Source organism: Schaalia cardiffensis F0333 (assembly GCF_005886435.1).
Lineage (GTDB): Bacteria > Actinomycetota > Actinomycetes > Actinomycetales > Actinomycetaceae > Pauljensenia > Pauljensenia cardiffensis.
Window position 1 is genome coordinate 1,887,769 of record NZ_CP040505.1, and the last position, 24,905, is coordinate 1,912,673.

At 62.0% G+C, this 24,905-nt stretch carries 14 protein-coding genes and 1 CRISPR repeat array (1 of these 15 running past the window's edge); of the genes, 4 read left to right on the forward strand and 10 right to left on the reverse strand.

Annotated features, from left to right (window positions below; translation table 11 throughout):
* A CRISPR array of direct repeats spans positions 1–3,264; the repeat unit is 28 nt; unit sequence GGCTCATCCCCGCTCACGCGGGGAGCAC (it extends 608 nt beyond the left edge of the window).
* Between the two features lie 18 nt (positions 3,265–3,282).
* The 9 genes from cas2e to rlmB all read right to left on the reverse strand — a co-directional run bounded on the left by cas2e (position 3,283) and on the right by rlmB (position 14,061).
* Complete coding sequence (gene cas2e / locus FFA61_RS07850; RefSeq protein ID WP_040313612.1) at positions 3,283–3,687, reverse strand: type I-E CRISPR-associated endoribonuclease Cas2e; 405 nt, start codon at positions 3,685–3,687, stop codon at positions 3,283–3,285.
* Positions 3,688–3,693: 6 nt separating this feature from the next.
* Positions 3,694–4,647, reverse strand: a complete 954-nt coding sequence (cas1e, locus tag FFA61_RS07855) for a type I-E CRISPR-associated endonuclease Cas1e (RefSeq protein WP_005963245.1) — start codon at positions 4,645–4,647, stop codon at positions 3,694–3,696.
* A complete protein-coding gene (gene cas6e / locus FFA61_RS07860; protein WP_083879462.1) occupies positions 4,644–5,402 on the reverse strand; it encodes a type I-E CRISPR-associated protein Cas6/Cse3/CasE in 759 nt (252 codons plus the stop codon). Before cas6e ends, cas1e begins: the two co-directional genes overlap by 4 nt.
* Entirely contained in the window at positions 5,402–6,127 is a 726-nt protein-coding gene (gene cas5e / locus FFA61_RS07865) for a type I-E CRISPR-associated protein Cas5/CasD (protein ID WP_005963243.1), read from the reverse strand. The genes cas6e and cas5e overlap by 1 nt, the downstream gene beginning before the upstream one ends.
* Positions 6,124–7,248, reverse strand: a complete 1,125-nt coding sequence (gene cas7e, locus FFA61_RS07870) for a type I-E CRISPR-associated protein Cas7/Cse4/CasC (protein ID WP_005963242.1) — start codon at positions 7,246–7,248, stop codon at positions 6,124–6,126. The genes cas5e and cas7e overlap by 4 nt, the downstream gene beginning before the upstream one ends.
* Before the next feature lie 14 nt (positions 7,249–7,262).
* A complete protein-coding gene (gene casB, locus FFA61_RS07875) occupies positions 7,263–7,952 on the reverse strand; it encodes a type I-E CRISPR-associated protein Cse2/CasB (protein ID WP_005963240.1) in 690 nt (229 codons plus the stop codon).
* Complete coding sequence (gene casA, locus FFA61_RS07880; RefSeq protein WP_005963238.1) at positions 7,949–9,613, reverse strand: type I-E CRISPR-associated protein Cse1/CasA; 1,665 nt, start codon at positions 9,611–9,613, stop codon at positions 7,949–7,951. Before casA ends, casB begins: the two co-directional genes overlap by 4 nt.
* Complete coding sequence (locus tag FFA61_RS07885; RefSeq protein WP_005963237.1) at positions 9,613–12,444, reverse strand: CRISPR-associated helicase/endonuclease Cas3; 2,832 nt, start codon at positions 12,442–12,444, stop codon at positions 9,613–9,615. Before FFA61_RS07885 ends, casA begins: the two co-directional genes overlap by 1 nt.
* A gap of 639 nt (positions 12,445–13,083) precedes the next feature.
* Entirely contained in the window at positions 13,084–14,061 is a 978-nt protein-coding gene (gene rlmB, locus FFA61_RS07890) for a 23S rRNA (guanosine(2251)-2'-O)-methyltransferase RlmB (protein WP_005963235.1), read from the reverse strand.
* A 498-nt stretch (positions 14,062–14,559) separates the two neighbouring features.
* On the opposite strand from rlmB, the gene FFA61_RS07895 reads away from it, so the two are divergent.
* On the forward strand, positions 14,560–15,726 hold the full coding sequence (locus FFA61_RS07895) for an IS1249 family transposase (protein WP_131247423.1): 1,167 nt from the start codon (positions 14,560–14,562) through the stop codon (positions 15,724–15,726).
* Between the two features lie 247 nt (positions 15,727–15,973).
* On the opposite strand, the gene cysS is transcribed toward FFA61_RS07895, so the two are convergent.
* Positions 15,974–17,425 (reverse strand): cysteine--tRNA ligase, encoded by a 1,452-nt coding sequence (gene cysS, locus FFA61_RS07900; RefSeq protein WP_040313991.1) that lies wholly within the window; start codon positions 17,423–17,425, stop codon positions 15,974–15,976.
* A 636-nt stretch (positions 17,426–18,061) separates the two neighbouring features.
* Between cysS and FFA61_RS07905 the strand changes: the two genes are divergently transcribed.
* The 3 genes from FFA61_RS07905 (at position 18,062) to FFA61_RS07915 (ending at position 24,880) form a co-directional block, all read left to right on the forward strand.
* Positions 18,062–18,907, forward strand: a complete 846-nt coding sequence (locus tag FFA61_RS07905; RefSeq protein WP_005963224.1) for a DUF4132 domain-containing protein — start codon at positions 18,062–18,064, stop codon at positions 18,905–18,907.
* Between the two features lie 80 nt (positions 18,908–18,987).
* Positions 18,988–23,514, forward strand: a complete 4,527-nt coding sequence (locus FFA61_RS07910; RefSeq protein WP_005963221.1) for a hypothetical protein — start codon at positions 18,988–18,990, stop codon at positions 23,512–23,514.
* A 232-nt stretch (positions 23,515–23,746) separates the two neighbouring features.
* Positions 23,747–24,880 (forward strand): ATP-binding protein, encoded by a 1,134-nt coding sequence (locus FFA61_RS07915; RefSeq protein WP_005963219.1) that lies wholly within the window; start codon positions 23,747–23,749, stop codon positions 24,878–24,880.
* Positions 24,881–24,905 lie beyond the last annotated feature (25 nt).

Below are 24,905 nucleotides of genomic sequence, written 5' to 3' on the forward strand. Positions count from 1 at the left end.
TCGGCTCATCCCCGCTCACGCGGGGAGCACACCCGCACGAGGTGGAGCGTGCTGCCCCCTGTGGGCTCATCCCCGCTCACGCGGGAAGCACTTCATGATCGCCTGAACGATCTGTGCCTCAGCTGGCTCATCCCCGCTCACGCGGGGAGCACGCGATCGCCACAGCCGTCGGCGTCATCATGGCCGGCTCATCCCCGCTCACGCGGGGAGCACGTCCACACGGAGAAACGCCAGTCCGAAATGACCGGCTCATCCCCGCTCACGCGGGGAGCACCGCCTCCATGCCTTTGTTTTTGAGGATCTGCCAGGCTCATCCCCGCTCACGCGGGGAGCACGCCATTGATTACGCGGCGAAGTATTTCCGTGTCGGCTCATCCCCGCTCACGCGGGGAGCACCCTCAGGATTCGTGGCCGCAGGCGCTGAGGAGGAGGCTCATCCCCGCTCACGCGGGGAGCACGCCCCTACCGGCGCCCGGTTCGACCGAGACCGGGGCTCATCCCCGCTCACGCGGGGAGCACCGTTTCACGCCAGAAACTCTTGTCCCACGCTCCGGCTCATCCCCGCTCACGCGGGGAGCACTTCTTGGATCGCTTGGACCGCTCCTGCAAAAACGGCTCATCCCCGCTCACGCGGGGAGCACGATCTCAGTTTTCCCGAAGCGCATCGGCTCGGAGGCTCATCCCCGCTCACGCGGGGAGCACTGCGTCGCTGAATCCGCTTCGGCATAGTCGTTCGGCTCATCCCCGCTCACGCGGGGAGCACCGACGCGGTCTTCGAGGGGAATTGGATCGGATCGGCTCATCCCCGCTCACGCGGGGAGCACGGCGGTTTCCTCACGGATGTCACGAAACAGGCGGGCTCATCCCCGCTCACGCGGGGAGCACTGTCACCGAGTTCACGAAGCGACTACGCTTACGGACTCATCCCCGCTCACGCGGGGAGCACGTGATGTTGTCAAGAATGACTTTGAGGCCAACCGGCTCATCCCCGCTCACGCGGGGAGCACCCCGTACCCAAACGCACATGAGGCGGCGCATGAGGCTCATCCCCGCTCACGCGGGGAGCACGACTATTGCGCCGTCAGACAATTTCCTACGGGGGGCTCATCCCCGCTCACGCGGGGAGCACAGTGCGCCGGTGATCTTGTCGGCGCCGATCGCAGGCTCATCCCCGCTCACGCGGGGAGCACGGCGGTTTCCTCACGGATGTCACGAAACAGGCGGGCTCATCCCCGCTCACGCGGGGAGCACGCGCCGTCATCGACGAGGCCCGCAAACTCGCTGGGCTCATCCCCGCTCACGCGGGGAGCACTTTCGCATGGCCGCCAGCTCAGCCTGCGTGACCGGCTCATCCCCGCTCACGCGGGGAGCACCCCAGACTTTGGACGACTCGAGAAACTGCGGAGGGCTCATCCCCGCTCACGCGGGGAGCACCAACATCGATTACACTCATCGCGCGTCCTCCACGGCTCATCCCCGCTCACGCGGGGAGCACCTGCGTTGCAATCCGCTCCTGCTCCGATCCGACGGCTCATCCCCGCTCACGCGGGGAGCACCTGCAACGGCGCAATATGACGCTCGTCTGCCTGGGCTCATCCCCGCTCACGCGGGGAGCACGTAACGGAACGCGCCGGGGTTCTTCGGGTCGAGGGCTCATCCCCGCTCACGCGGGGAGCACTAACCCAGCTCGTCGCCTCTATCACCCATCGCAGGCTCATCCCCGCTCACGCGGGGAGCACGTCAAGGTCTCCGTCGTCGCGAACACGAAGCAAGGCTCATTCCCGCTCACGCGGGGAGCACGACGCGGCGCTCAGTGTATGCCTCGCTGAGGAGGGCTCATCCCCGCTCACGCGGGGAGCACAACCCCGACAACTACGCGGTCGGCGATGCTCTCGGCTCATCCCCGCTCACGCGGGGAGCACTGCCTTCTTGAGGCCAGCGATTCTCGCGAGCGTGGCTCATCCCCGCTCACGCGGGGAGCACTAAGCCCAGCGTCTGACCTGGGGGGTGAGCCAGGGCTCATCCCCGCTCACGCGGGGAGCACATCAAGAAGCCCAGGCCGCCGCCACGCTCGCGCGGCTCATCCCCGCTCACGCGGGGAGCACACGACGGCGACGCCGGTGATGGGGTACCAGATGGGCTCATCCCCGCTCACGCGGGGAGCACGTCACAGCAGACACGCGCAAAGCCAAGCGAGCCGGCTCATCCCCGCTCACGCGGGGAGCACGCCCTGTCCGCCGTCCTCGCCGCCAACCCGATCGGCTCATCCCCGCTCACGCGGGGAGCACCTGGATCGCGTCTGCTCGGGCGTCTTTCCTTGCGGCTCATCCCCGCTCACGCGGGGAGCACCTAGGCGTTTCGCCCGCCGTCCTCATTGACGGCGGCTCATCCCCGCTCACGCGGGGAGCACGGTTGGGAGTCGCACAGCCTGTGGCCTGCGACGGGCTCATCCCCGCTCACGCGGGGAGCACGGAGCCGGGGCGGGCTTCTCCTCCGTCTTCTTCGGCTCATCCCCGCTCACGCGGGGAGCACTCCCGAAGGGCCAGGATGTTGCAGTAAATCCGGGGCTCATCCCCGCTCACGCGGGGAGCACCACGCGTACAACGAAAGCGGCTGCACGCCACCCGGCTCATCCCCGCTCACGCGGGGAGCACAGAGAGTGGTTGCTGGGCGCCGCATCTGCGGCGGGCTCATCCCCGCTCACGCGGGGAGCACCGCAGGACGTGAGTCCAGGTGCCGTTCCATGTGGGCTCATCCCCGCTCACGCGGGGAGCACTCGATACATATGCCGATGTCGTCGCGGATAACAGGCTCATCCCCGCTCACGCGGGGAGCACCACGCGTACAACGAAAGCGGCTGCACGCCACCCGGCTCATCCCCGCTCACGCGGGGAGCACACTGTGATGCGCTGGAACATCTGGGACGAGGTCGGCTCATCCCCGCTCACGCGGGGAGCACCGCTTGCCAAGGGCGCGGTTGCGCACGACGCGGGGCTCATCCCCGCTCACGCGGGGAGCACCAGCGGACGACCGGCAAGGTCTCGATGCGAGACGGCTCATCCCCGCTCACGCGGGGAGCACGTGAGTTGGGCTCTCCCCTGCCGGATTCCGTAGGGCTCATCCCCGCTCACGCGGGGAGCACATGATGACGGCCCCGGCCCTGCGGTACCGGCGAGGCTCATCCCCGCTCACGCGGGGAGCACCAGCATGACCGCCCTAAACGGGCAAGTGAAGCCGGCTCATCCCCGCTCACGCGGGGAGCACACTTAATGATCTGCGATTTTAGAGCGTTTGTCGATCCGTTCTTGGGAAACCTCGCCGCGCCCGTCGTCGTTTCTCGAAATTGCTCATACCGGGACGACGGTGTCCCTCACCCCGATCTGACCGCTGTTCCGGCGCGTTCTCATCGTCATATCCACCCGGACGAACCATGAGGGTGAGGCCCTCAAAATCGGTCGGCACCCATGGATCACCCAAGGTCAGAAACGACAGTCTCTGCTCATTCGACGCATGAAAGACCATAATCGCCCGTCCACTGCCAATGTTCTCCTGGATCACTGTCCACAAACGTTCCCGCACGCGTGCGTTCAGGTTCCCGACGAAGACTCCAGGAGATATTTCAAGCAACCACCGAGTCACGTGCCCGCGCAGTGAATCAGGAACAACCGAAAGCACCACGACAACCATTGACTGTCAGTGCTCCTCGTATGAGACGCCCGCAAGCACAGGACTGCCTTGGTCGTCCCAGAGTCTCAGGTCAGCGACAGCAAGCTCTTCGTCTTGCTCCGAGTCTTCCAACATCATCGGCGCAAAGAGCTCTTTAATGTCGGCCACAGAACGTTCGAGAATCCTTGCTTCACGGATGGCATCTCGCATCCGTCTTCTAGTTTCTTCTCCGACTCCTGTATCGAGCTGTTGAGCCGCGACATCGAAAGCAACCGGAATCGATAGATCCGCCTTGTAGAGATCAGCAATGTCGTAGATGAAGGAGCGATAGTTGCCCGTGTGTATGAAACCTAAACCTGGTGAACAGCCAAGGGCGACGACAACGGCATGGATGATCCCGTACATAGCGCTATTCGCCGCAGATAAGCACCTGTTGACCACTGACCCGGACTCAAAATTGTCCGGATCGTAGTCACGGCCGTCCCATTCGACCCCAGTACGGCTTGAATTCTCCCTGTAAATCCGGCGTACTCGAGCTCCCTCTCGTCCGCGTAATTGCTGCATGCTGAGGTCGGCAACATTCTCACCATGGAAACGTTTGAGATACATCTGGCGAGCAACAGATAAGCGTACACGAGGGTCGCTGACCGCTCGCGCTTGTGCTTCAAGAAGCCGGGAGGAACGCGATGGTGGTACACCATGAGCGTAATAACGAACGCCGTTCTCACCGACCCACACAGCGGTCGCCCCACTTTCAGCGAGTAAGGAGACCGCACTATGCGTGATCCGGACGCCCGGGCCGATCATGAGAACCGATAGTGCCGCAGCAGGGACATGAGCCACACCTCTCCGGTCAGTCACGGTGATTGCGTTCGAGTCGCGATGCACGACACAGCGCTCGATGTAAAGGAAAGTCAGGCGGTCCCGGACCCGAAGAAGGTCCTTCGGGTCCGGGGGGCGAATTCCAGGAAAGCCTGTCATGCTCGCGCCAAAGACAAGAGCCCTGCACCGTACCCTTTTGCCCTGCCAATTCCGTTGACGAGAGCATGTCTCAGCAAGTCGGGATCAGTGACTCGCAGTTTGCCTTCGAACGTTGCCAACTGCAAAGCAACCACGTCTACTCTTTCATCGTGGTTACGTCGGAAACGCTCGCTGCGACGTTCGACAAGCCCAATAAAGGGAGCATCGCTTCCCACAAGTCCCCCATCTGCACTCAACGTCCGAGAGACATCCCCTCCAAATTCACTCATAAGAGGAATCTCGAAGCCATTCGGTACAGCGCGGTCGAGGAACCATTGAGTCTGCTGTGCGACGGTGACATGTGCAAGCACTTTCTTCCGGCCCCTCTCGTCCTCTTGCCCGGCACGTCGAAAGGTGGGATTAACCGTGACTCGGAACGACCACAGCTGCCCCTCTCGCAGTGAGTCCAGGAAGTCATCTGTTCTCTTGACCAAAACACTCCCATTGACCTCATATCCGGCTTGTTCAACGATGGCTGCTGGATCCGGGGCAACTGGGCTCGAAATGTAAAGAGCGATCGCAGGGCTATTCTCATTCGTAGAACGGGAGGTCTTTGGCGGACGATCAATCCTCCAGAGGACACGTCCCTCACTAGAGCTGGGAATACTCCCCGGAGGAAAGCTTGCGAGCACAGCTGCATGCATCCTCTGTGGTGAAGAAATGAGGAACTTGCACCCTCTTCGATATGGGTTCAGATACACCCGGGTCAGGTACATCAGATCACCTCCATCGGATCGTGGGAGATTCCTGCAGACAACTGTGAAGGCACCACGGGAACATACTCCGGATTGGGAAGATCGACCCTGGCCTCGTCAATGTTTCGGATTCCGTATTCCCTTCGCTCGGAAGCGAAGCTAAGAGGAACGTCCTGAATCGTCCTCGTCGAATCGATTCTGCCGGGAATGATCCCCTCATCAGCTACGACTCGTAGGCTCACAGTCTCCAGCGTCTTATATTTTCTCTGGTGAAAGCGCGCTGCCTGCCAAGGGAGTTCTGTGATTGCGGACCACATCGTCCCACTCCGGCTCTCGAGAAGGAGTGGGAGAGCCGGAGGGCATGCCCGTCTTCCAAGGAACAAGGGGAATTTTGGACGCTGAATCGCATGAAGGAGAGCATCAATCAGATTGTCTTCTCCCTCAACGAAAGCGACGAAAACACCATCGGAGATGTAGAAGCGATCAGAAAGAGGCATCGGCACACCACCCCTATGCGCCGTGTGGAAATCCCTGAGGAGTTCACCGGGTTGGTCGATACGCGCCGCGATTCTCAGACCTGCAAGGTCTTCGATTGAGTCGCTTCGGCGTCTTCCCTCAGCAGCCGCGAGAAGACCAACTATTCCGCTTTTCGTCGGAAACGCTTCCGTGCCACGCTGCGTGAATCGGCTCGATGCCCCCCATGACTGCATGGGTGCAGCGAGCCTCAAGATGAGGATCTTGCTCATCGAGCGTCCCGAATTGATTGCACAACCGTAGTGCCGAGCTCTGCCAGCGGAATCCTTTGCCCAAGCTCCGCGAAAGCCACTGCACGAGAAGTGGTCCACGAGACGAAGGAAGACAACGGCTTCATACCGCTTCCTTCCTCCAATTCACGCTCGAACGCGACGAACTGCTCGACTGCGGGCGCGACAAAACCGTCACGATCTGGACGAACTGGAGATTCGAAAGCCCCGACAAGGTTGATCGGCTGGTCGTCGCGCACCTGGATGAGAACAGCGTCCGGGAGGGTTCGATTCGCGAAGGTCGTAAGTTTTCCCGTCGGCATCGAACGCAGAAAACTCCCGATGAAGATCTCAATCGCTTGCTCTGCAACCTCAAGGGAACCGAGGTTTTCAACGAGGAGATCAACGTTAATTGTCGCATACCGGTAGAGAGTCGCAGAGGCGAATTCGATCGTACCGATCATCCCAGCGCCCTCGTCGGCATCATCATCGTTGCGCTTGGCATCATCGACCGCCGTGAAGTAGTCGAATTCAGACTCGACTTGTCCGACGCCGAGTGCGTGAGCAACTTGGCAGGCGGCATCGACGTTGAGAGAGTTCGGCTCGGCCACCATACGACCGAAGAGAGCGATGTCCACAGAGTGTTCAGTGTCAACGAGTGATTTCGGCTTCAACGCCTTAAACGCCTTCTTTACATCCTCTTCATCGGCGACAGAAATAACCGCCTCTGCGACATGTTCAACCTGTTTGGCAGACAAGAAGACGAGGAATCCCGCCTCCTTCATCTGCTGTTCAGTCTTCTTACCCTTCGGGTCGGAGATCTTGAAGCCGATTTCGGTCAGCGCAAGTTCTGCGAGTTGGGTAGCACGATCCTCAAGATCCGCCCTCTTCTCAACAATCACGTCGCGCAGCAGCTCGACGATTCGTTTCGTCCGAATGCCACGATTACCATCCGGAAGCGACTGTTCAAAGTCGAGCCTCGTCGCACGCTTGATGGCCTGTGAAGAGATGCGCATACGGCGTGCCCCACCGAAAGTCGCGGTCTTCGGAGCGCCAGTGTCATCCCGATTCGGATTGGACGGAGGCAAAGTCTGGAGAATGTGGATGTCGATGTAGCGAGCCATGGGAGTCGGTCCTTTCAGTCTTGGGGAATTGCAGATTCGGATTGAATTGGTTCAAGGTCTACGACGTTGCCTCCGGCCACGCCGTCTTCAGACAGGGGCGTACGCGCGAAGTCTCGACCCCATTGGCGTACGACTCTGGAGCGGAGTCGAGGATTCTGCCACGAGTAGAAGTCAGAAGCGAGGCGTCCGTAATCGATTTGAACGTCCGCTGATGACATGACGCTCACAAGGCCCCGAGCGTGAGTGACGAGCGCATCGAAAGTTTGAGCGGAGATCATCGCACACAAACGGCGGTAGATCGGGTGCTCTTCCGGGCAACGATTATCCGATGCTCCTGAGACCGCGACCCTTCGAGCGGAAGCACCAATCGTCGCCCCCCGCTGGCTTCGCATATGCATCGACGTGTCGTGCGATCCTTGATGCATCGCCCACAGCGTGAGCGCCGCATGAACTGCGAGCTCACCCTGGGTCGCTTCATTCCCGATCTGGTGCTCATCCCCAGACTCGAGAGTGTACGCCCACACTGAGGGCACCTCACCGACGTTCTTACCCAGAGCTGAACGCAACTGCGCCCGTCCAGCTATCGCAAAGGGATTGTGGCCTTTCAGCCGTGCGATCACCGAAAGAACACGATTCCGCACATCCTCGGGACTACCAAGATCTCTAGTGGGCACCGATATCTGCGCCCGAGACTCCTCTGTCATTCCCCCATTCCCTTCTGCGCCGTCCGCTTCGACGGCACGATCTCATTCAGCTTCTTCATGAAGTAGTTCTCCGCGATTCCCACACTGATATAAGAACCTCCCACGTCGCGTCCTCGGACTGCGGATTCAGATGCTCGACTCAGTAGTTCCTCAGACGTTCTCAGTGCGATGCGACGAAGTTCGGCGGACCAGCGTGCACGCTCGGCAAGCGGATCGGAAGAGGGGCCAATGCTGGAGAGCCACTGTCTGAAGGGATCATCGATGAGAGAGAAGAAACGCTCCTTCGCTCGGTCGCGCGCCGCGTCGCCGGCCCCATCCCCTCTTTCTCCTGAAGCCCGAGAAATGTTCGCCCCCAGATTGCCGATAACTAGAGCGACAGACTCCACGTCTCCAACAGACTGCTTGACAATGTCGCCGAGCCCGCCTTCACCCGGTTCCAGGAGCACAGAAGCCAAAGCAAGAGCATCGTGATAGATATCGTCGATAACGGCTTCATTGGAACCATAGGTCACACCGATCGCTTCCATCTGAAAACGAATCGGGTAAGCGGTCGCGACACCACGAAGATCCTCACTCGAATGGAAGCGCAAGATATCGCTTTGGAGGAACATGTCGTACTGTCCCTTATCAGCGCCCTTCACCTTCTGCGTGAAAGGCAGAGCGCCAGGTAGAGCACGCCAGAAAGCCCTCGCCGGATCATGCTTACGGGGCATGTAAGTCGCGATTCGAGCCTTCTTCGACTGCGGCATCGAGTATCTCCACAGACTCATCGGCTCGTAGAGGTGCATGTTCTGCGGATTGAGCCGATCCCCTTGAGTAAGAACGACTCCTGTCACGCCGTCTCGGCTACCGATTAGGCGCACTCGTCGAGAATGCCAGGTAAGCAATCGCGAAACCGAGTACCCATCGGGATCCGGGTTCTCGGCATAGTTGCGCCGCAGTCCCGTCTCCACGTCATTGACCTCCCAGGAGCAGGCTCCTTTCGGTCCTGTGCTGGCGGGCCCTCTCAGTCCGGAGCGTTCAAAGGGGACGAGGTTCAGTACGAGGGTCTCATCCAAGGTTTCTCCCTTGAGGATGACGAGTCCCAATTGTCCCGTCCAAGAGGGGCCAATCGGATATCCTTTCCCTCCTTTCGTCTCCGGATCATCCACTGCCCCAGAGCGGATTCCGGCAGGGTCGAAGGTCTGAGCGTGCAGAAGCCACAGTGCAGCTTCTGCTGCGGAAATGTTCCGAATCGCTTCACCGTTCCGCGTCGTGAAGAAAGGCTCACCATTGGGGACATCCGCAATGATCTTGTCCAAGGAAGAGACGGCGTCCTTCGCCGTCCGAAGGTCCGGGGCCTGCATGAAGGGGTACCTGCCTCCGAAGAGGAAGAACCTGTCGTGCCACCTATCGAGGTACTCCTGAATGGGCTCTTCAGGGACACCCCTGTCCCAAAGATCCAACCAGGATTCCACATCCGGAACATCAAGTGTGCGATAGCAGATCGCAAGCAAGAGCCTTTCAATTGCAATATTCAAAGTCGGCAGCTCACACGCGATGTCGCGAATCGCCCCCGCTTCATGAAAGACCTCCCTGATCCCCATGCTTCGCGCAGTTCCGTCGACCATGAGAACGGGAATCCACGCTTCGTCGAGAAGGTTAAAGTCGAGTTCACTCATCAGCCCTGCACCTCTAATCCTCGTTGATTCGTATACACCACTCGTCGGCCTCTAATCGTCGTTTCCAAACGTTGTGAGTGCGCGTCAACTCTGCGCATCGGAAGCACCAATTCGCCACGCAGAAGCGGATGCTCAAGGAAGCCCCACTCCCGCATACAAGGATCATCCCAGAGGGCACAGGCAACTGCGTCCACCGCATTATCAGTCTTCTCTCCCGTCTCTCGGAACTGCCAAGGGGGAAGCGACACGCTCCACGTGCGGATTCGCGAAACCATTGACGGCGAAGGCCACACGGAGACATCAATGAGGGTCGGCTCACCCTCGGCCTCTTGCCATGGGGGAGGAGTCACCGCCCCGCCGTACTCCGGATCAACAGGGATGATGAGCACCGGAATCTGATCCTCAGCATCCCTCACCGCCGGACGGGCCGCGAGCCCTGTTTTCGGGTCGCTGATCTCTCCTGTCGCTGCTTCTCCGGCAAAGTCCCGCAGCAGCGCTTCACCCGTCCACGTCGAGACCCTTGCCGGGTCAAAGGACCATACTTTCGCCTTCTCGGTTACGCTATTCGTCTCAGCCTCATCAAGACGCGATGCCTCTTTGAGAGACGGCTGCCACGAACTCGGTCCGACGGGAGTATTCGAATAGGCGAGTTGAGTGAAGGAAGCAAAGTCCCCCGCCTTTTCAAGGACGATCTCAGCATTGTGATCGTGGAGGATCGCAAGCATCCTCAAAACCCGCGACTTCCCGTACACGGCTTCCGTCCCCTGCGAGAATCCCCATGCTCCATCACCCGATTGATCGACGAGGACGAAGCACTCGGCTTCTTGAAGAGGCGCGGGCCTCGCACGGCCCGAATGACGATGTAGACGTCCGATTCTCTGCAAAACGAGATCCATCGGCGCCGGATCCGTGATCATGAGGTCGAAGTCGACATCGAGGCTCTGCTCAATCACCTGAGTCGCGACGACCACATGTTTCTTCGGCCTACGCGAAGATCCTTTTCCGAACAACGCGAGCATTTGCTCGTCTCGTTGCGCTCGATCGCACGCAAGGAACCGGGAATGCAGCAGCGTCGTGGATTCTTCCCCGAAACGTTGGAGTATTGCGTCGTAGGTCCGCTGCGCATCACCAACGGTGTTCCTGATGACTACCGCACAGCCGCCTGAAGCGAGACGGGAATCGATGAAGTCTGCAAGTCCCTCATTACCCGCTTCGAGTGGCCGAATGACCTTCCTGATCTCTTCGCCCTCGTCGCGGACTACTTCACTTCGTATGTTCGTCCCTTTGTCCTTGAGGACCGTGAGGACCGGATACCCGATGTCGCCCTCGAGTTCCTTTATCTCCCCCGGCTCCCCACCGGTTCGTCCTCGTCGATAAGCGGCGATCAGTGCTTGTCGACGCGCGGACGGCAAGGTAGCGGAAAGGAGCACAACAGGAACACCGAACGCGCCGAGCCATGCGAGTGCGGACTCCAAATAGATCTCCATATAGGCATCCGCAGCGTGCACTTCGTCGAGGATGACAACTTTTCCGAGGAGACCGAGATGGCGCATCAGCACATGCCTGGACTTCAATGCTGCGAGCAGAACCTGGTCGATCGTTCCAATGACGATGGGAGAAAGAGTTGAGCGCCAGCGGGCTGCCATCCAGCGGTTGGCGAACAGACCACTCGTCCCTTCTTCTTCGTCTAACACTTCTAGCGGCGCGGAGTCCTTTGCGAGGAGGCGGACGAACTCTTCATTGAGATCATTCTTCCCATGCGCAAGGTGGATCCCAAGTCTTTGGGGTTCATCTCCAAGGAGATTCGACAGCCAAGTCTCGGCACGCTCGAACATGGCGTTCGTCGTCGCCTGGGTCGGCAGGGCGATCATCACTCCTTGAAGGCCTCGCATCCGCACCATTCGCTCTGCAACAGAGAATGCGAGTTCAGTCTTGCCCGATCCGGGAGGAGCTTCGACAATCATCAGGTCAGGGTCTTCGGTCTCAGCAATAGCCACGGCCCTCAACTGCGCTTTTGTCGGATGTGTATCCTCACCCCACGAAAAACGACGGCGATATGAGGCCTCGATATCCACCGGGGCGCCGTCCTCGATTCGGAGCGGACGCGGCATCTGAGCACGCCCCATACCGCCCCGTACCCGTTGAATCTGAGCCGAGGGACTCATCGACTCAGCGCGACTGTCTCGAAGGAAGAGAGGAAAGAACTCCTCATTCGAGGCGAGCCAGTCCGCCATGACGATAAGAGCACCATAGGCGGAAGCGACAGCGATCGGCAGTCGCGGTAGTTCGCTCGGCTCCGAAGAGTTCAAGACGATACCTGTTCTCCTCGCCATCCATTCAATGAGTTCACGCCGCCCCTTCGACCAGGCACTCTGCTGTTGTCGCCCCTCCACAAGGCGAAGGACTCTCCTCGCCTTTTCCATTGCGGAAGGATTGGGATAACGGCCGTGGTGAACGGCGACGAGCGAAGCCCACTGCGTCGCTCTGCCGCGGTCACCACCCCCGTCCTCGATCGCATCGACGAGGGCGAAGTAGCTGAGGAAACCATGAGGGAGGCTCTTCCGATCTGGAAGATCCTTCCAATGCAGCACGTCCACTCCGAAGTCCGAAAGAAAAGAGGCGAGGGAAGGAACCTGCGATGAGAATGCCACCGAGGCTTTGCCGACATCGTGAACTCCAGCAAGGAATCGCAGCATCGACCGTGCGCGGGCCTCGTTGCCGTCCCACACGGAAGCCATGAGGCTCCGCACCTCCGGAGCGGCGTATTCATCGAAGAGAACTGCCGCAACATCGGACGCGTCCATGAGATGCTGCGCGAGCGACAGCCACATCTCTGACCCTTGTCCGCCGCTCTTGGCCCAAAAGCTCCTTGCAACTTCGGACAACGCAGCGTCAGTCAGAGACTGATCCGCAGCTCCGAACTGGACTCCGCGTCGAGGGGATGGGGGAACAATGGATGCAGTCCCCTTCTTCGATGCCGTTCTCACCACGTCGCACCTCCTCACTGAGCAGCTTGCTCGACTTTCGAATCACCTGCTCATATCTCAACACTAAAGGGAAGGTCTGTCAATAGCCCTTAATTATCCCAACTCCACTAGTGTTAGTTCAAAGAAAGAAAACCTTCAAAGCGCGAGACCAACCCCCACTCTCGTAGGGAATAAAATCCGGGCTCTTCGACGGTGTCGCAGCCAACGCCCCAACACCCCGCTCACGCGGGGAACACAAGATCCCAACACCACTAGTCGGGTCATCCCCGAATCCGGGGCCATCACAGAATATCCGGGGTTCGAACGCCCCGACTACTCTTGGCATCACAACAAGCAGGTCCGCGATCTCCACAGCCTGTGGACACTTCAAGTTTCACTCGTGCATCGACGAGTACGAATCACGTACTCCCCAAGCCGAGCCCCAATGAGAAAGCACGCTCCAGCGGTGAAGGCGTGTCTTCACCCCTCAAGCCCGCTACACCCCTATTCCCCAGCCCGAAGCGATGCGACCTCGTAGAGGGCGATCCCCGTGGCGACTGCAGCATTCAAGGATTCGACCGCCGAGGAGATCGGGATCGACACGATCTGATCGCAGGTTTCGCGCACCAAACGGGACAGCCCCGCGCCCTCGGCCCCTGTGACGACGACCAGCGGGGATGTGGCCAAAGACAGGTCGCGCAGCTCAGCGTCACCACCACCGTCGAGTCCGACGACGAAGAAACCGGCACGCTTGCAGTCCTCAAGCGCTCGCACAAGGTTGGTCGCCCTCGCCACGGGCACGCGAGCAGCCGCGCCCGCCGACACCTTCCACGCCGTCGTGTTCACTCCCGCGCTGCGACGCTCGGGGATGATGACCCCGTCCGCGCCGAAAGCGCCCGCCGAACGCAGGACCGCCCCCAGGTTATGCGGGTCCGTCACCTGGTCGAGGGCGACGAGCAGCGGCGTGCCCAGCTGCTGCAAAGAACCCACGATCAGGTCATTGACCTGCGCGTACTCATAGCCTCGCACTTCGATCGCGACACCCTGATGGACAGCCCCATCGGTCGCAACATCAAGATCGCGGCGCGTCACCTCGAACACCGGGGCCCCCAGATGTGCGGCCTGGCGGATGACCTCTTCAACACGGTCATCCTTGACATTGTCGAGGACGAAGACGCGCTCAATCGGGACGGAGGCGCGCACGGCCTCGGCGACGGGATTACGCCCGGCGATAAGCTCATGACCTGGGGCGATCTTGATGGAGCTCTTCGCACGCGCGCGGGCGATCGCGGCCTCTTGGTCTTCGCGCGCCTCACGCTGAACCTTGCGCTTATGAGCCGGATGGTAGGTGCGGTCCTCGGCCTTGGGCGTCGGGCCTTTGCCTTCGAGGCGACGGCGCGAGTGTCCGCCCGTCCCGACTTTCGCGCCCTTCTTCGAGCCTGGCTTGCGCACGGCTCCGCGGCGCCCGTCGTTTCCAGCCATCGTGTTCGTCCTTCTTCGTCGCGAGCGCCTCCCGGCGCGCCTGATCCGAATCAGCCTAGCGGGGCCCGGCGCTGATCCGGCACTCCGAAGCGGCCATTGCGGTCCGATTCACGTATGCCAAAGCCCCGGGGACATGGATAAGAAACCAGAGGCCGACCCGGGGCGATCGCTTACGAGTGTAGCAATGATTTTGTGAGAACTATCGAGGCCTCTCCCCATGTTGAAGCTCTTCGTGATGCGATCAGTGCACCCAGACTCGAAGAGTTCCTCAGCAAGTTCGAGGGAGAAGACGCGCTGCACACGGCCATTGATCTCTACAAGTGGCCAAGGAGCAACGCCGTAAAGGAAGAACGAAGATCCTCTTGCGAAGAAGACGAGGGAGCCCTTCTATCGACAACCGGGGGATACCGGCAAGGAAGTGTGGCATCGACCCGGACTTTTCGTTGATCTGACCGCGTAAAGTCGCGTTCCCCATAGGGGTGGGGCCTATATGAGCGGGTGAGTGTTGACAAGCGCCCCAAGTGCCCGATCTGCCGAGCGCCGATGAACGCGAACGGGAAAACGTCTTCTCGTACGCCCCGGTGGCGTTGCCGGAACTGCTCATTCTCGACAGTTCTCAAGCGCCCTGACGTAACTCGCCGCCACGACCTGGAAGCATTCATCAACTACGCGACCGGCAAGACCAGCCAAGCCGAACGCGACGGCACACTCACCGGCCGATCCTTCCGCCAGCGCACCTCGTGGTGTTGGCAAGTCCCACCACCCCTCCCAGTCATGGACGGCGTCATTCATGACCAGGTGTTCATTGACGGGATCTTCCTTTCCCACTCCTGGGTCATCCTCATCGCCACCGACGGGCGCACACCGTTGAACTGGGTTACCGCCGGACGAGAAAACGCTACGGCCTACACCCAGCTCCTCAGCCCACTTCCCCCACCGGGCATCATCACTACCGACGGGGCAGGCGGCGCCCTGGCAGCGATCCGCACCCTGTGGGGACCAGACCAACCGGTCCAACGCTGCCTCGTGCATGTCCACCGCAACAACACCGTGGACCTGACCCACAACCCCCACACGCCCGCCGGGAAAGCCCTCAAAGGCCTGTCCCATTCCCTCTTGCGCGTCACCACCATGGATGAAGCCGCACACTGGGCGAGCCTGCTCGCCGCCTTCCACACCGAATACGCCCACTACCTCAAAGAACGCACCTACGCGTCCCAAGACCCCGAAAAGGCAGCAGCCACAGGCAAGAAATGGTGGTACACCCACGAACGCGACAGGCGCGTGTACTACCGGCTCGAACGCCTCCTCAAGAACAAACAGCTCTTCACATTCCTCACCGACCCTGGCCGACCAAACCTCGCATCCACCACCAACCCCATCGAATCCCTCAACGCTCAAATCCGCGCCCTACTGCGCGCCCATGCAGGCTGGAACACGACTCGCCAAATCACCGCAATTCACTGGTTCCTCGCCCACCACCAACACCCCATCAACGCCGCCACAGTGCTCGCCGAATGGGACAAACACGCCAGGCAACCCCACACGATCATCCCCACAACACACAAACAACAACCCCGGCCAGACGGGCCCACACACTACGACAACGCCTACAGCCCCGACACCGGCTTCCACACCCGAAAAGGCTGGGCCGGACGCACATAACCCCCACGACACGCCCGAGCGATGCCACACTTTCCTGCCGGTAACCCACAACCGGGGGCAAGAGTTCGCGGTGAAACTGATTGCAGTGAAGAAAAACGGCCGCCCTGCAAGCAGAGCGGCCGTGCTGACGATGCCCCAGCCGAGGGCGCATCGTGCTGTGATTCTATCGACTTTTCATCTGAGAGTTAAGAGCATCACGGGACTGTGAATCCTCATCTCCTCTCGATCCTCACACAACCTTCGCTCTTCACCCCAGCCTCCAGCTCGCGCCCTCGCGGCCGTCGGCGACGGCGATCCCGGCCTGGGCGAGTCGATCCCGCAAAGCGTCCGCACGAGCCCAGTCCTTGTCGGCGCGCGCCTGAGCGCGCTCTTCAATGAGGGCACGAACCAGAGCATCCAAGGCCTCATGCTCGGCAGAACCCTCGGCCCCTCCCGCGCCAAGTCCCCCGCGCCACTGATCCGAAGCCGGATCAAGGCCGAGGACGTCAAGCATGGAACGGACGAGCACCTGCTCTCGACGGACGAGCGTCTTGTCGCCCTCGTCAATGGCCGTGTTGCCCGCCTTCATGTGCTCATGGATGACCGCGAGCGCTCCCGCGACATTGAGGTCGTCGTTCATGGCGGTGGCGAAGCCTTCGGGAAGTTCAGAGGCTGGCAGAAGGATCTCCTCGGCGCAGGCTTCACCTGCGAGGCCGATGGACCTCTCCACGAAGCCTGAGAATTTCGACCAGGCGGCTGCAGCGGCGGGAAGAGTCTCCTCGCCCCATTCGATTGCGGAGCGGTGATGCACGGTGGACAGGGCCCATCTGACCGCGACGGCAGGGAAATCCTTGGTGAGTGCGCCGATCGAGAGGACATTGCCGAGGGACTTGCTCATCTTCTCGCCCTTGGTCGTCACCCACGCGTTATGAACCCACAGGCGGGCAAAACCCCAGCCGGCGCCATGCGATTGAGCCTGCTCGTTCTCGTGGTGGGGGAAACGCAGGTCGATGCCGCCGCCGTGAATGTCGAACTCCTCACCGAGGTAGCGCCTGGCCATGGCGGAGCATTCGAGATGCCATCCGGGTCGGCCCTGACCCCAGGGGGACTCCCAGGATGCGGTTTCAGGTTCGCCGGGCTTCGTGGACTTCCACAGGGCGAAGTCCCTGGGGTCGCGTTTGCCCGCTTCGAGGGCCGCGTCGATCTGGGCCTCGTCCTCGGTGGTGCGCATATCGGCGAGGCGCTGGCGCGTCAGGGAACCGTAGTCGGGCTGGCTGTGCACCTCGAAGTAGACATTGCCGCGTCCGTCGTCGTAGGCGTGGCCGCGCTCAATGAGGCGGCGCACCAAGTCGATCTGCTCGGGGATGTGCCCGGTGGCTCGAGGCTCATAGCTCGGGGGCAGTACGCCCAGGGTCTCGTAGGCCTGAGTGAATTCGCGTTCGTAGCGGTACGCCCACGCCCACCAGGGGACCTGCGCCTGCGCGGACTTATTGAGGATCTTGTCGTCAATGTCGGTCACATTGCGCACGTAGGTGACCTCCATGCCCGAGCGGCGCAGCCACCTGACGAGGGAGTCGAAGGCGACGGCGGCCCGCAGGTGGCCGACGTGGGGCGAGCCCTGCACGGTGGCCCCGCACAAGTAAATCCCCACGTGTCCGGGAGTCACCGGGGTGAGGGGCTGGAGTCGGGCCGTTTTCGAGTCGTGCAGGTGCAGCGTCATGCCCTCGATCTTAGCGGCGCTCTTCACAGGCGGGCTCGGCCTCTCCGCCCACCCTCAGACGACCTCACCGCCTGCCCTCAGACGCGCTATCCACCCGCCCTCAGACGCGCTCTTCACAGGCGGGCCTGGCCTCTCCGCCCACCCCCAGACGCGCTCTTCACAGGCGGGCTCGGCCTCTCCGCCCACCCTCAGCCGCGCTCTCCACCCCGCCCCCAGCTGACCTCGCCGCCTGCCCTCAGCCGTACTCTCCCCTCAGCCGGGCGCATTGAGAAGATTGGAGTTCAGCGCGCGCCCCAGGCCCGCTGCACAGTCGTAACCGCCCCACACACTCGAGAGTATGTGGAACACCCGGCGCACAGGCGCGCCGAACGGCAAGATCCACGCGGAGAATCCAGCGATGCGGTACCCCTGAGACCTTGAGAGAGCAAGGTCCTTGACCGCCCCTCCCGCCGCTACATATACTCCGAAAATCCCCGCCGAACAGGCATGACATGACTTTGCTCGGGCACAATATGGCCCCCCTTCACGCAGGGCATGGCCCCTATCCGGCACAATACGACCCCTTCGCCCTGCGCGACCCGCACCGCGAAGACTCATCCATCGCACACCGCAAAGGCGCCGCGAGGAAGGACCCCGATGGAGTGGATCCCGACCGGAACCGGTCACGAACTCAGTATCGAGGACGGCAAGATCGTCGCCCGCAACGACAAAGGCAAAACTCTCAAATCTGTGCCCGCGGCCGCGAAGAAAACTCAAGTCTGGGAAGACCTCGACTCGACCCTGATCTTCCTCCACCAGCACGAGCTCGAGGTCGGGGAGGCCGTCGAACGCTGGTTCTTGCGTTCCCTTCCCGTTCCCCGAAGCCTCCTGGCTGCCGTCTGGCCCGATGAAGCATGGAGATCCTGGCTCACTGACCTCGTCATCTCCACCCCGGACGGAGAGGTCGCCGGATTCTTGCGCGCCGCACACTTAGATGCGCTCGGTGTCGTTGACCTCGACGGAGAGTCTGCACGCATCAGCGACGAGGCCGTCCTCATCCCCCACCCTGCTGCCCTCGCCGACCTCGATGAGCTGCGAGAATTTGCAGCAGAACTCGGCATTTCCCAACGCTTCGACCAGCTCTTCCGCGATGTCCACCGCGCAGACCCCGCCAAGGCCGAAGCACTCGAACTCAACACCTGGTCGGGCGGCTCCTTCAAACAACTGCGTTACGCCGCAGGACGCGCCACCGCCGCAGGCTTCAAAGTCTCCGGCGGCTACTCGACCTGTCCGGTCTATGAGGACGGCGCCCTCGTCACAGCCCGCTACTGGATCGGCGCGGACAGTCCCGAGGCCGAAACGGAAACCGGCGACCTGCACTGGGTGCGCGACGACCACGTCATTCGCATCGGCGAGGTCGGCCCCATCGCCTACTCCGAAGGCGTGCGCATGGCCGCCCACATCTACGCTGGACGCGTCATCGACGATGAATCCCGCCCCTGAGTGAGGCTCGTACCCCGAACACGATCGCCCAACCCCGCACTCCGTTTCTCCTCGTGCGCACACGCCCTGAAGGACCCCTCATGATCACCCCAGCTCGAGCCGCCGAACTCGGTGGCATCATCTCCTCAGACGCCCCCGGAACTATCCCCGCCTCGGCCCACTCCTACGCCCACCCCGCCCTTGAGGGGCGCACCGTCGTGCGCCTCACCCCCGACGCCCTCGGCGAAGTTGAGGACATCACCCTCACTTCCCTCGGCTTCACACCCGGGCAGAAGACCCCTATCGGTCGCGTGCGTCAACGCGCCATCGGCTTCCCCGCCTGGCCGATCATCCATGACCCGAAGAATGCGCGCCACGCCCTCAACCTTGTCGGCGACCTGCAGCGTGCCGCCAAAGCCGCCAAATCCAAGCCCGGAAATGCGAAGCTTCTCCTCGACGAGCTGGCGAAAATGCTCGGCGACTCCGCCCCGCATTTCCTTCCGACCTTCCTCGAAGAGGCCGCCCGCATCTTCTTGCGCCTCGACAACCGCGTCTACGCAGCCCAGTACTTCTCCAAAGCGCGCGAAGCCGAGCGCGTCCACAGCCTCAAGGTCGATGAAGACCGTAACTCCAAGGCCTTCCTCGAATTCGCTCTCGCCGGGGCCATCACCGCTAAAGAACTGACGAACGAGTCGAAAACCCTGTGCGAACGCTACGAACCCGAACGCGCCCTCGACATTTTCCTCACCCTCAACATCGACCGTGTCAAAGGCGGGATGCCGCCCTACGGCGGGCTCGCCGCAGACCTCAAGCGCCTCGCGAAAGCCGCCCACGCGGACCCTGTGGAAGTCCACGCCCGCTTCCTGCGTGCCGTCCTTTCCTCCCCGTCGCTGTCCAAAGCGCCCGCGGCCTTCTGGAGGGGCTTCAAGAAAGCACTCCCCGTTTTAGTCGCGCAAGAGCCCACGACCATGAAGGCACTCCTTGCCCTCACCCCGGGTCCTGTCCCATCCGACGAGTGGATCGACATCCTCGCCTCCGTCGGCTTGAGCGAAGACCTCGCCGCCGGGCGAGTCGACGCCCGCGAATGGGTCGAACGCTACACGCGCATGCTCCAGAGCCAGTGGAATGCCGGATACCCGCGCAAGCTCAGCCTCCTCGTCAGAAGAATGAAGAGTCTCAAGGGGCAGAGCATCACCTTGTCCAAGCGCGTCTTCGGCCTGCAACCCGAACTCCTCGACGCGCTCTTGTCCACCGGGGCGAAAGTCGAATTCGATGTGCCTCCGGGCGCCTACTCGTACTACAACCGCCTGAGCCTGTCCGACTGGGCGGAAACGCGAGATCGCCCCGACCTCGATGCCCTCGCCGAAAGCGAGCACGCGCACCTGGTGCTTGGGACAATCGGCAGGACGGCCTCAGACCATCTCGACGTCATCCTCTCCCATTCCGGTGCCCGCACGATGCTCGGACGCTGGGCGGAGTCCACGCTCGGTGAGCACCCGACCTCACAAGAAGTCCTCAGCGAAATACGACGCCTGAGCCCGCTCTTCACCCCCGCCGGTCTCGATGCGTATCCACGCCAGATCAGCGCTCTCGTCGAGCGACTCAACGCCGGAGAAATCCTCGCCGATGTTTTCCGCGACGGTTTCCTCACCGAGTACACCTGGCCTGAACTGGAAGCTGCATCCGCCGAACTCGGCACGAACACCACCTTCCACGAGGCTTTCCCCGCGATCGGTGTCGCCGCCGATGGTCACATCATCTGGGTTGACGGCGACAAGAGGATCGCCGAAGCCTCCTTCGCTCCCACTGCAACGGACAAAGCTGAATACTGGCACTATCTGCTCGCAGGCGAAGCCACGGCCTGCGCCTACCGGAAGAACTGGGAATACTTCCTCACCTGGTCGACCGACCCGGGAACCTCAACGCCGATCCGCTACTACGGCGGCTCGGACGTCCCCTTGACCCTGCCCTTCAACGATGGGCGCCTCGTCGGTGAGCGCCTCGTCCACGGAGGCGACGGCGGCGACCCCTTCGCCGACCGCGCCCTCGTTCTTCGTGAAGGCGAGCACTACTGGCGTCTCGATGACACCTTCCGGGAAATCGACCCCGCGACGGGTCAGAGGGGACGCGAATCCCTGCCCGCTTCTCTCGCCGAACTCATCGAGCCCTACCTTCGCGACGGCTGGGAACTCGAAAAGCACACGATCATCTGGTGCTCAGTCTTCCCGACGACGGCCGACTCCAGCGTTTCGACGGCCCATGGCCGACACGCGTGGCTGCGAATGAGCAGGGACGAGAAGTCGCTCTACATTGACGCCAACGGGCATCAAGTGCACCCGAAGGAACGCTGGGACCGCTTCAAAGGCCGCATGGCACGCCCCGGGGGCGGGCACTGGCTGATCAAGGGCGAGGAGCTCGTGCGCGAAGACGATTTCGCCCCCATGTTCGCCGCGGCTGACGCACGAGGGGGCACTCATCTCCTCCACAAAGTCCCCCAGGTCGGCTGGAATCAGTTCCGAGTGCGCGACGAGGCCGCAAGTGACAAGCTGCGCCACGCGACACCCTCCCAGCTCGAAAAGCTTCTCAGAGTCGTTCCGACCGCCGACAGTACGGAGGATGCTGAGGCGGTGGATCCCGGCAGGATCCTCACCGACGAGGCGCGGGCAGCGGCTGCGAGTTTCCTCGGTTCCGACTGTCATGCACTCGTCGACTCCGTCGTATGGGCAACGGCCCGCGTCAAACGAATCGTCGAAGATGGGCTTGAGCGCACAACACAAGAGGCACAGCCGACGAGGAGCTTCCCCGAATGGGAAGCCTCATGCGATGCGCTCGGTTGGGCGAATACTGAGTGGTCGTTGACGACGGATCGTGACGTTTTACATAACATGGCCCGGCGCCTTGGAGGAGCCGAGCTTGCGGTGACGGGTGTTGGGAGTGCTTTCACCCACCTCACCACCCGACCGATCGCTCTGCTGTTCTCAGTCACCCGTCCCCTCGCCTCGAAAGAGTTCGTGGGTCAGGCGGCCGCAGCATTCGGGGACCTCGTTGATGAAGGCCTGTACTCGCCCTCGTGCTGTGTTTTCGAGGTGGCGGGGATCGAAGAAGGACCATCATCCACCGAGCCCGCGCGACTCCTCACCACCCCCTCCGGCCCTGCAATCCTGATCGGCACCGGCCGTCCCTTCTGGGCTTACAACAGTAACGACAAGACGCGCTTCTTCTCCCCCTCGGGCGGTGTTCCCAAGAGTGTTGACGGCGCTCCGATCAGCCTCATCACCCGGGGCTGCGGCATTGAAGCCAAAACGATCATCGAGGCGTTCCGCGTCCTCCTCGACGAGGGCGCCCCCCAGTGGGATCCGGCGAAGGTCGCGCGCCTCGCTGAGGGGACCGGGTGGACCAGAGCAGCCGCATCCTTGTTCCTCGCGGGCCTGCCCAACATCCGCTCGGCTGAGGCGAACTTCCTCGACAAGGAGCTGCGCACCCTGCTCGGCTTGAAAGTCGCCGAAGCGAGGGAAGGCAGGGAGTTCCTCAGTGGACTCGGCACTGAGGAACTCCTGCGGCTCGTCGAGGCAGGTGCATCCGACCCCCTGCGTTTAGCGCATGAAGGGATCGACGTTGAAGCGGTCATTGCCGCCTGGTCGGGCAATGAGCAGGTTTTCCATCTTCCAGGTGCTCTTCTCGCCGCAGCGGATTCGGCTTTCCCCTGGGGCGGCGCGCGGCGACTGCGCGAACTCAGTCAGGATCCGAACAGCGTCGACCCTGATGTCTGGCTGTGGGCTGCTGCTCAGGCCGAGACCGGTAGCCGCTTCGCGCTCTGGCTCGCCCAAGTGTACGAGCAGATGAAGTCGGCGTGCCGAAGCGTGAGAGTCGAGTGGCAGGACTATGGGAGCGGCCTGCGCACCGTCTTGGGCCTGCCCGCCGTAGACGAGAACGCGCCCTCGGATCAGGTCGATTCTCTCGGCCCCTGGTCAATGACGAACGCCCCGTACCCAACCGTCTTCTATGATCCGAACAGGTCGAAAGACTTCACGGCGGATCGGCGTCTGCTCGACGCGATCGACGAGGGCGAGTACTCGCTGCAAAGGATCCGCAAGCGCCTCGATGTGGTGATTGGTGTTTATGACGAGATCGCCGACGCCCTCGTCAACGCACACCCTGGCTGCGCTTGTGACCCGCTCGTGTCCGCACCCGAGGTCGTGTCCGCTGCGGCCAAGTCCCTGGGTGTCCCCGAGGATTCGGCACGTTACTGGCTGCAGATCCTCGCCCTGATCTTCCCCAGCGACAAGAACGTCGAGTCGTGGAACTCCTGGTCGAAGAAGCAGCGTCTCGCGGCGGCAGCCCCTCTGCTGGAGGCGGGGCTGCTCGTCGAAGCGAAGCGCGCCCGTGCGGGCAGGAGCCTTTTCCTTCCGGGAGGCTGGCAGGAGGCGAGCACACCTCATAAGCCGATGGAGGTCTGGAAGGCCCCGTTCTACGATCTGACGGATGCCACGAAAGTCACTCCGCGTCATGATGTGGTTGTCCCGCTCGTGCCCTTGGGGCGCCTTTTCGAGGATGCGTGGCAGCGCTACGTGGACGGGGACGTTCCCGGATACACGGAGTTGCGCACGACCCGCTACCGCAGGCGCTGAGCAGGTGAAGATGTTCACCCTCTCCCCCACTCCCTCTCAGGGACAAAGGGGAGAGGGCGAATAGACTCGCGGCCACAGGCGAAAGCGCGACGAGCGCATAGGCTTCCCGCCACAGGCGAGAGCGCGACAAGCGAATAGACTCCCAGTCGAAGGGAAGAGCGAGCGAGGGCCGACGAGCCCATGAGGCCGCCGGACCAACCCGGCCCTGAGAAGAAGGTTTCGAGGAGGAATCATGGCGACGAGCACACCCCCCGGCGATTCCACGCCCGGAGTATCCGAGGTGAACACAGCCCAGCAGGTGCCCCCACCGGAGATGCTGTACGCCGATGAGCTCGACCTCCTCGCCCGCCAGGAGGGGCCCAAGCCTCCCGGTTGGCGCCTGACCCCTTCCGCTGTCGTCTCCTTCATCTGTGGAAACCCTCGGCTGAAAATCAGCCGCAAGTTCGTCGGCGACATCTCCCTCGTTGAGCGCTGCGTCATCACCCTGGCCGGTGAGCGCGCCCTCCTCCTCGTCGGCGAGCCCGGAACCGCGAAGTCGATGCTCTCCGAACTGCTCTCCGCAGCCATCTGCGGCACTTCAGCGCTAACCGTCCAAGGCAGTGCGGGCACGACCGAAGACCAATTGCGTTACGGCTGGAACTACGCCCAACTCCTCGCACGCGGCCCCAGTGTTGACGCCCTCGTCCCCTCCCCCGTCCTCGCCGCCATGTCAAGTGGGCGGGTCGCGCGCATTGAGGAGATCACCCGCTGCCTGCCCGAAGTCCAAGACTCTCTCGTCTCCATCCTCTCTGAACGCCGCATTGCCATTCCTGAACTCGGAGAGCATGCGATTCACGCGCGCCCCGGATTCTGTCTCATCGCGACGGCGAACCTGCGCGACCGGGGAGTGTCAGAAATGAGCGCCGCCCTCAAACGCCGCTTCAACTTCGAGGCCGTCGCCCCGATCTGCGATGCTTCGGCTGAGATCGCCCTCGTCACTGAGAAAACGAAACAGGCACTCAGCGCAGCCGGAGTGCCCGCGAAGGTCGACGAGGTCGTCGTTGAAACCCTTGTCACCGCGTTCCGTGACCTGCGCAGCGGGATCAGCCAGGAAGGATGGGCCGTCGAGAAACCCTCAACCGTCCTGTCGACGGCTGAAGCGGTCGCCATCTCCGGGTCGATCGCCCTTGCCGGGGCGTTCTTCCCGCACGCGAAGGACGGAGTGCGACTCATTCCCGGTCAACTGCTCGGGGCGGTCCGCAAGGACGATTCTGAAGATGGGGCGCGCCTGCTCGCCTACTGGGATTCGACTGTGAAACGCCGCGCGAACGAGGGACGGCACACCTGGGCGCAGCTCTGGGAGCTTCGCAGCGCTCTTGAGGACTAAGCCGAAAAGCTCGACGAATCACACA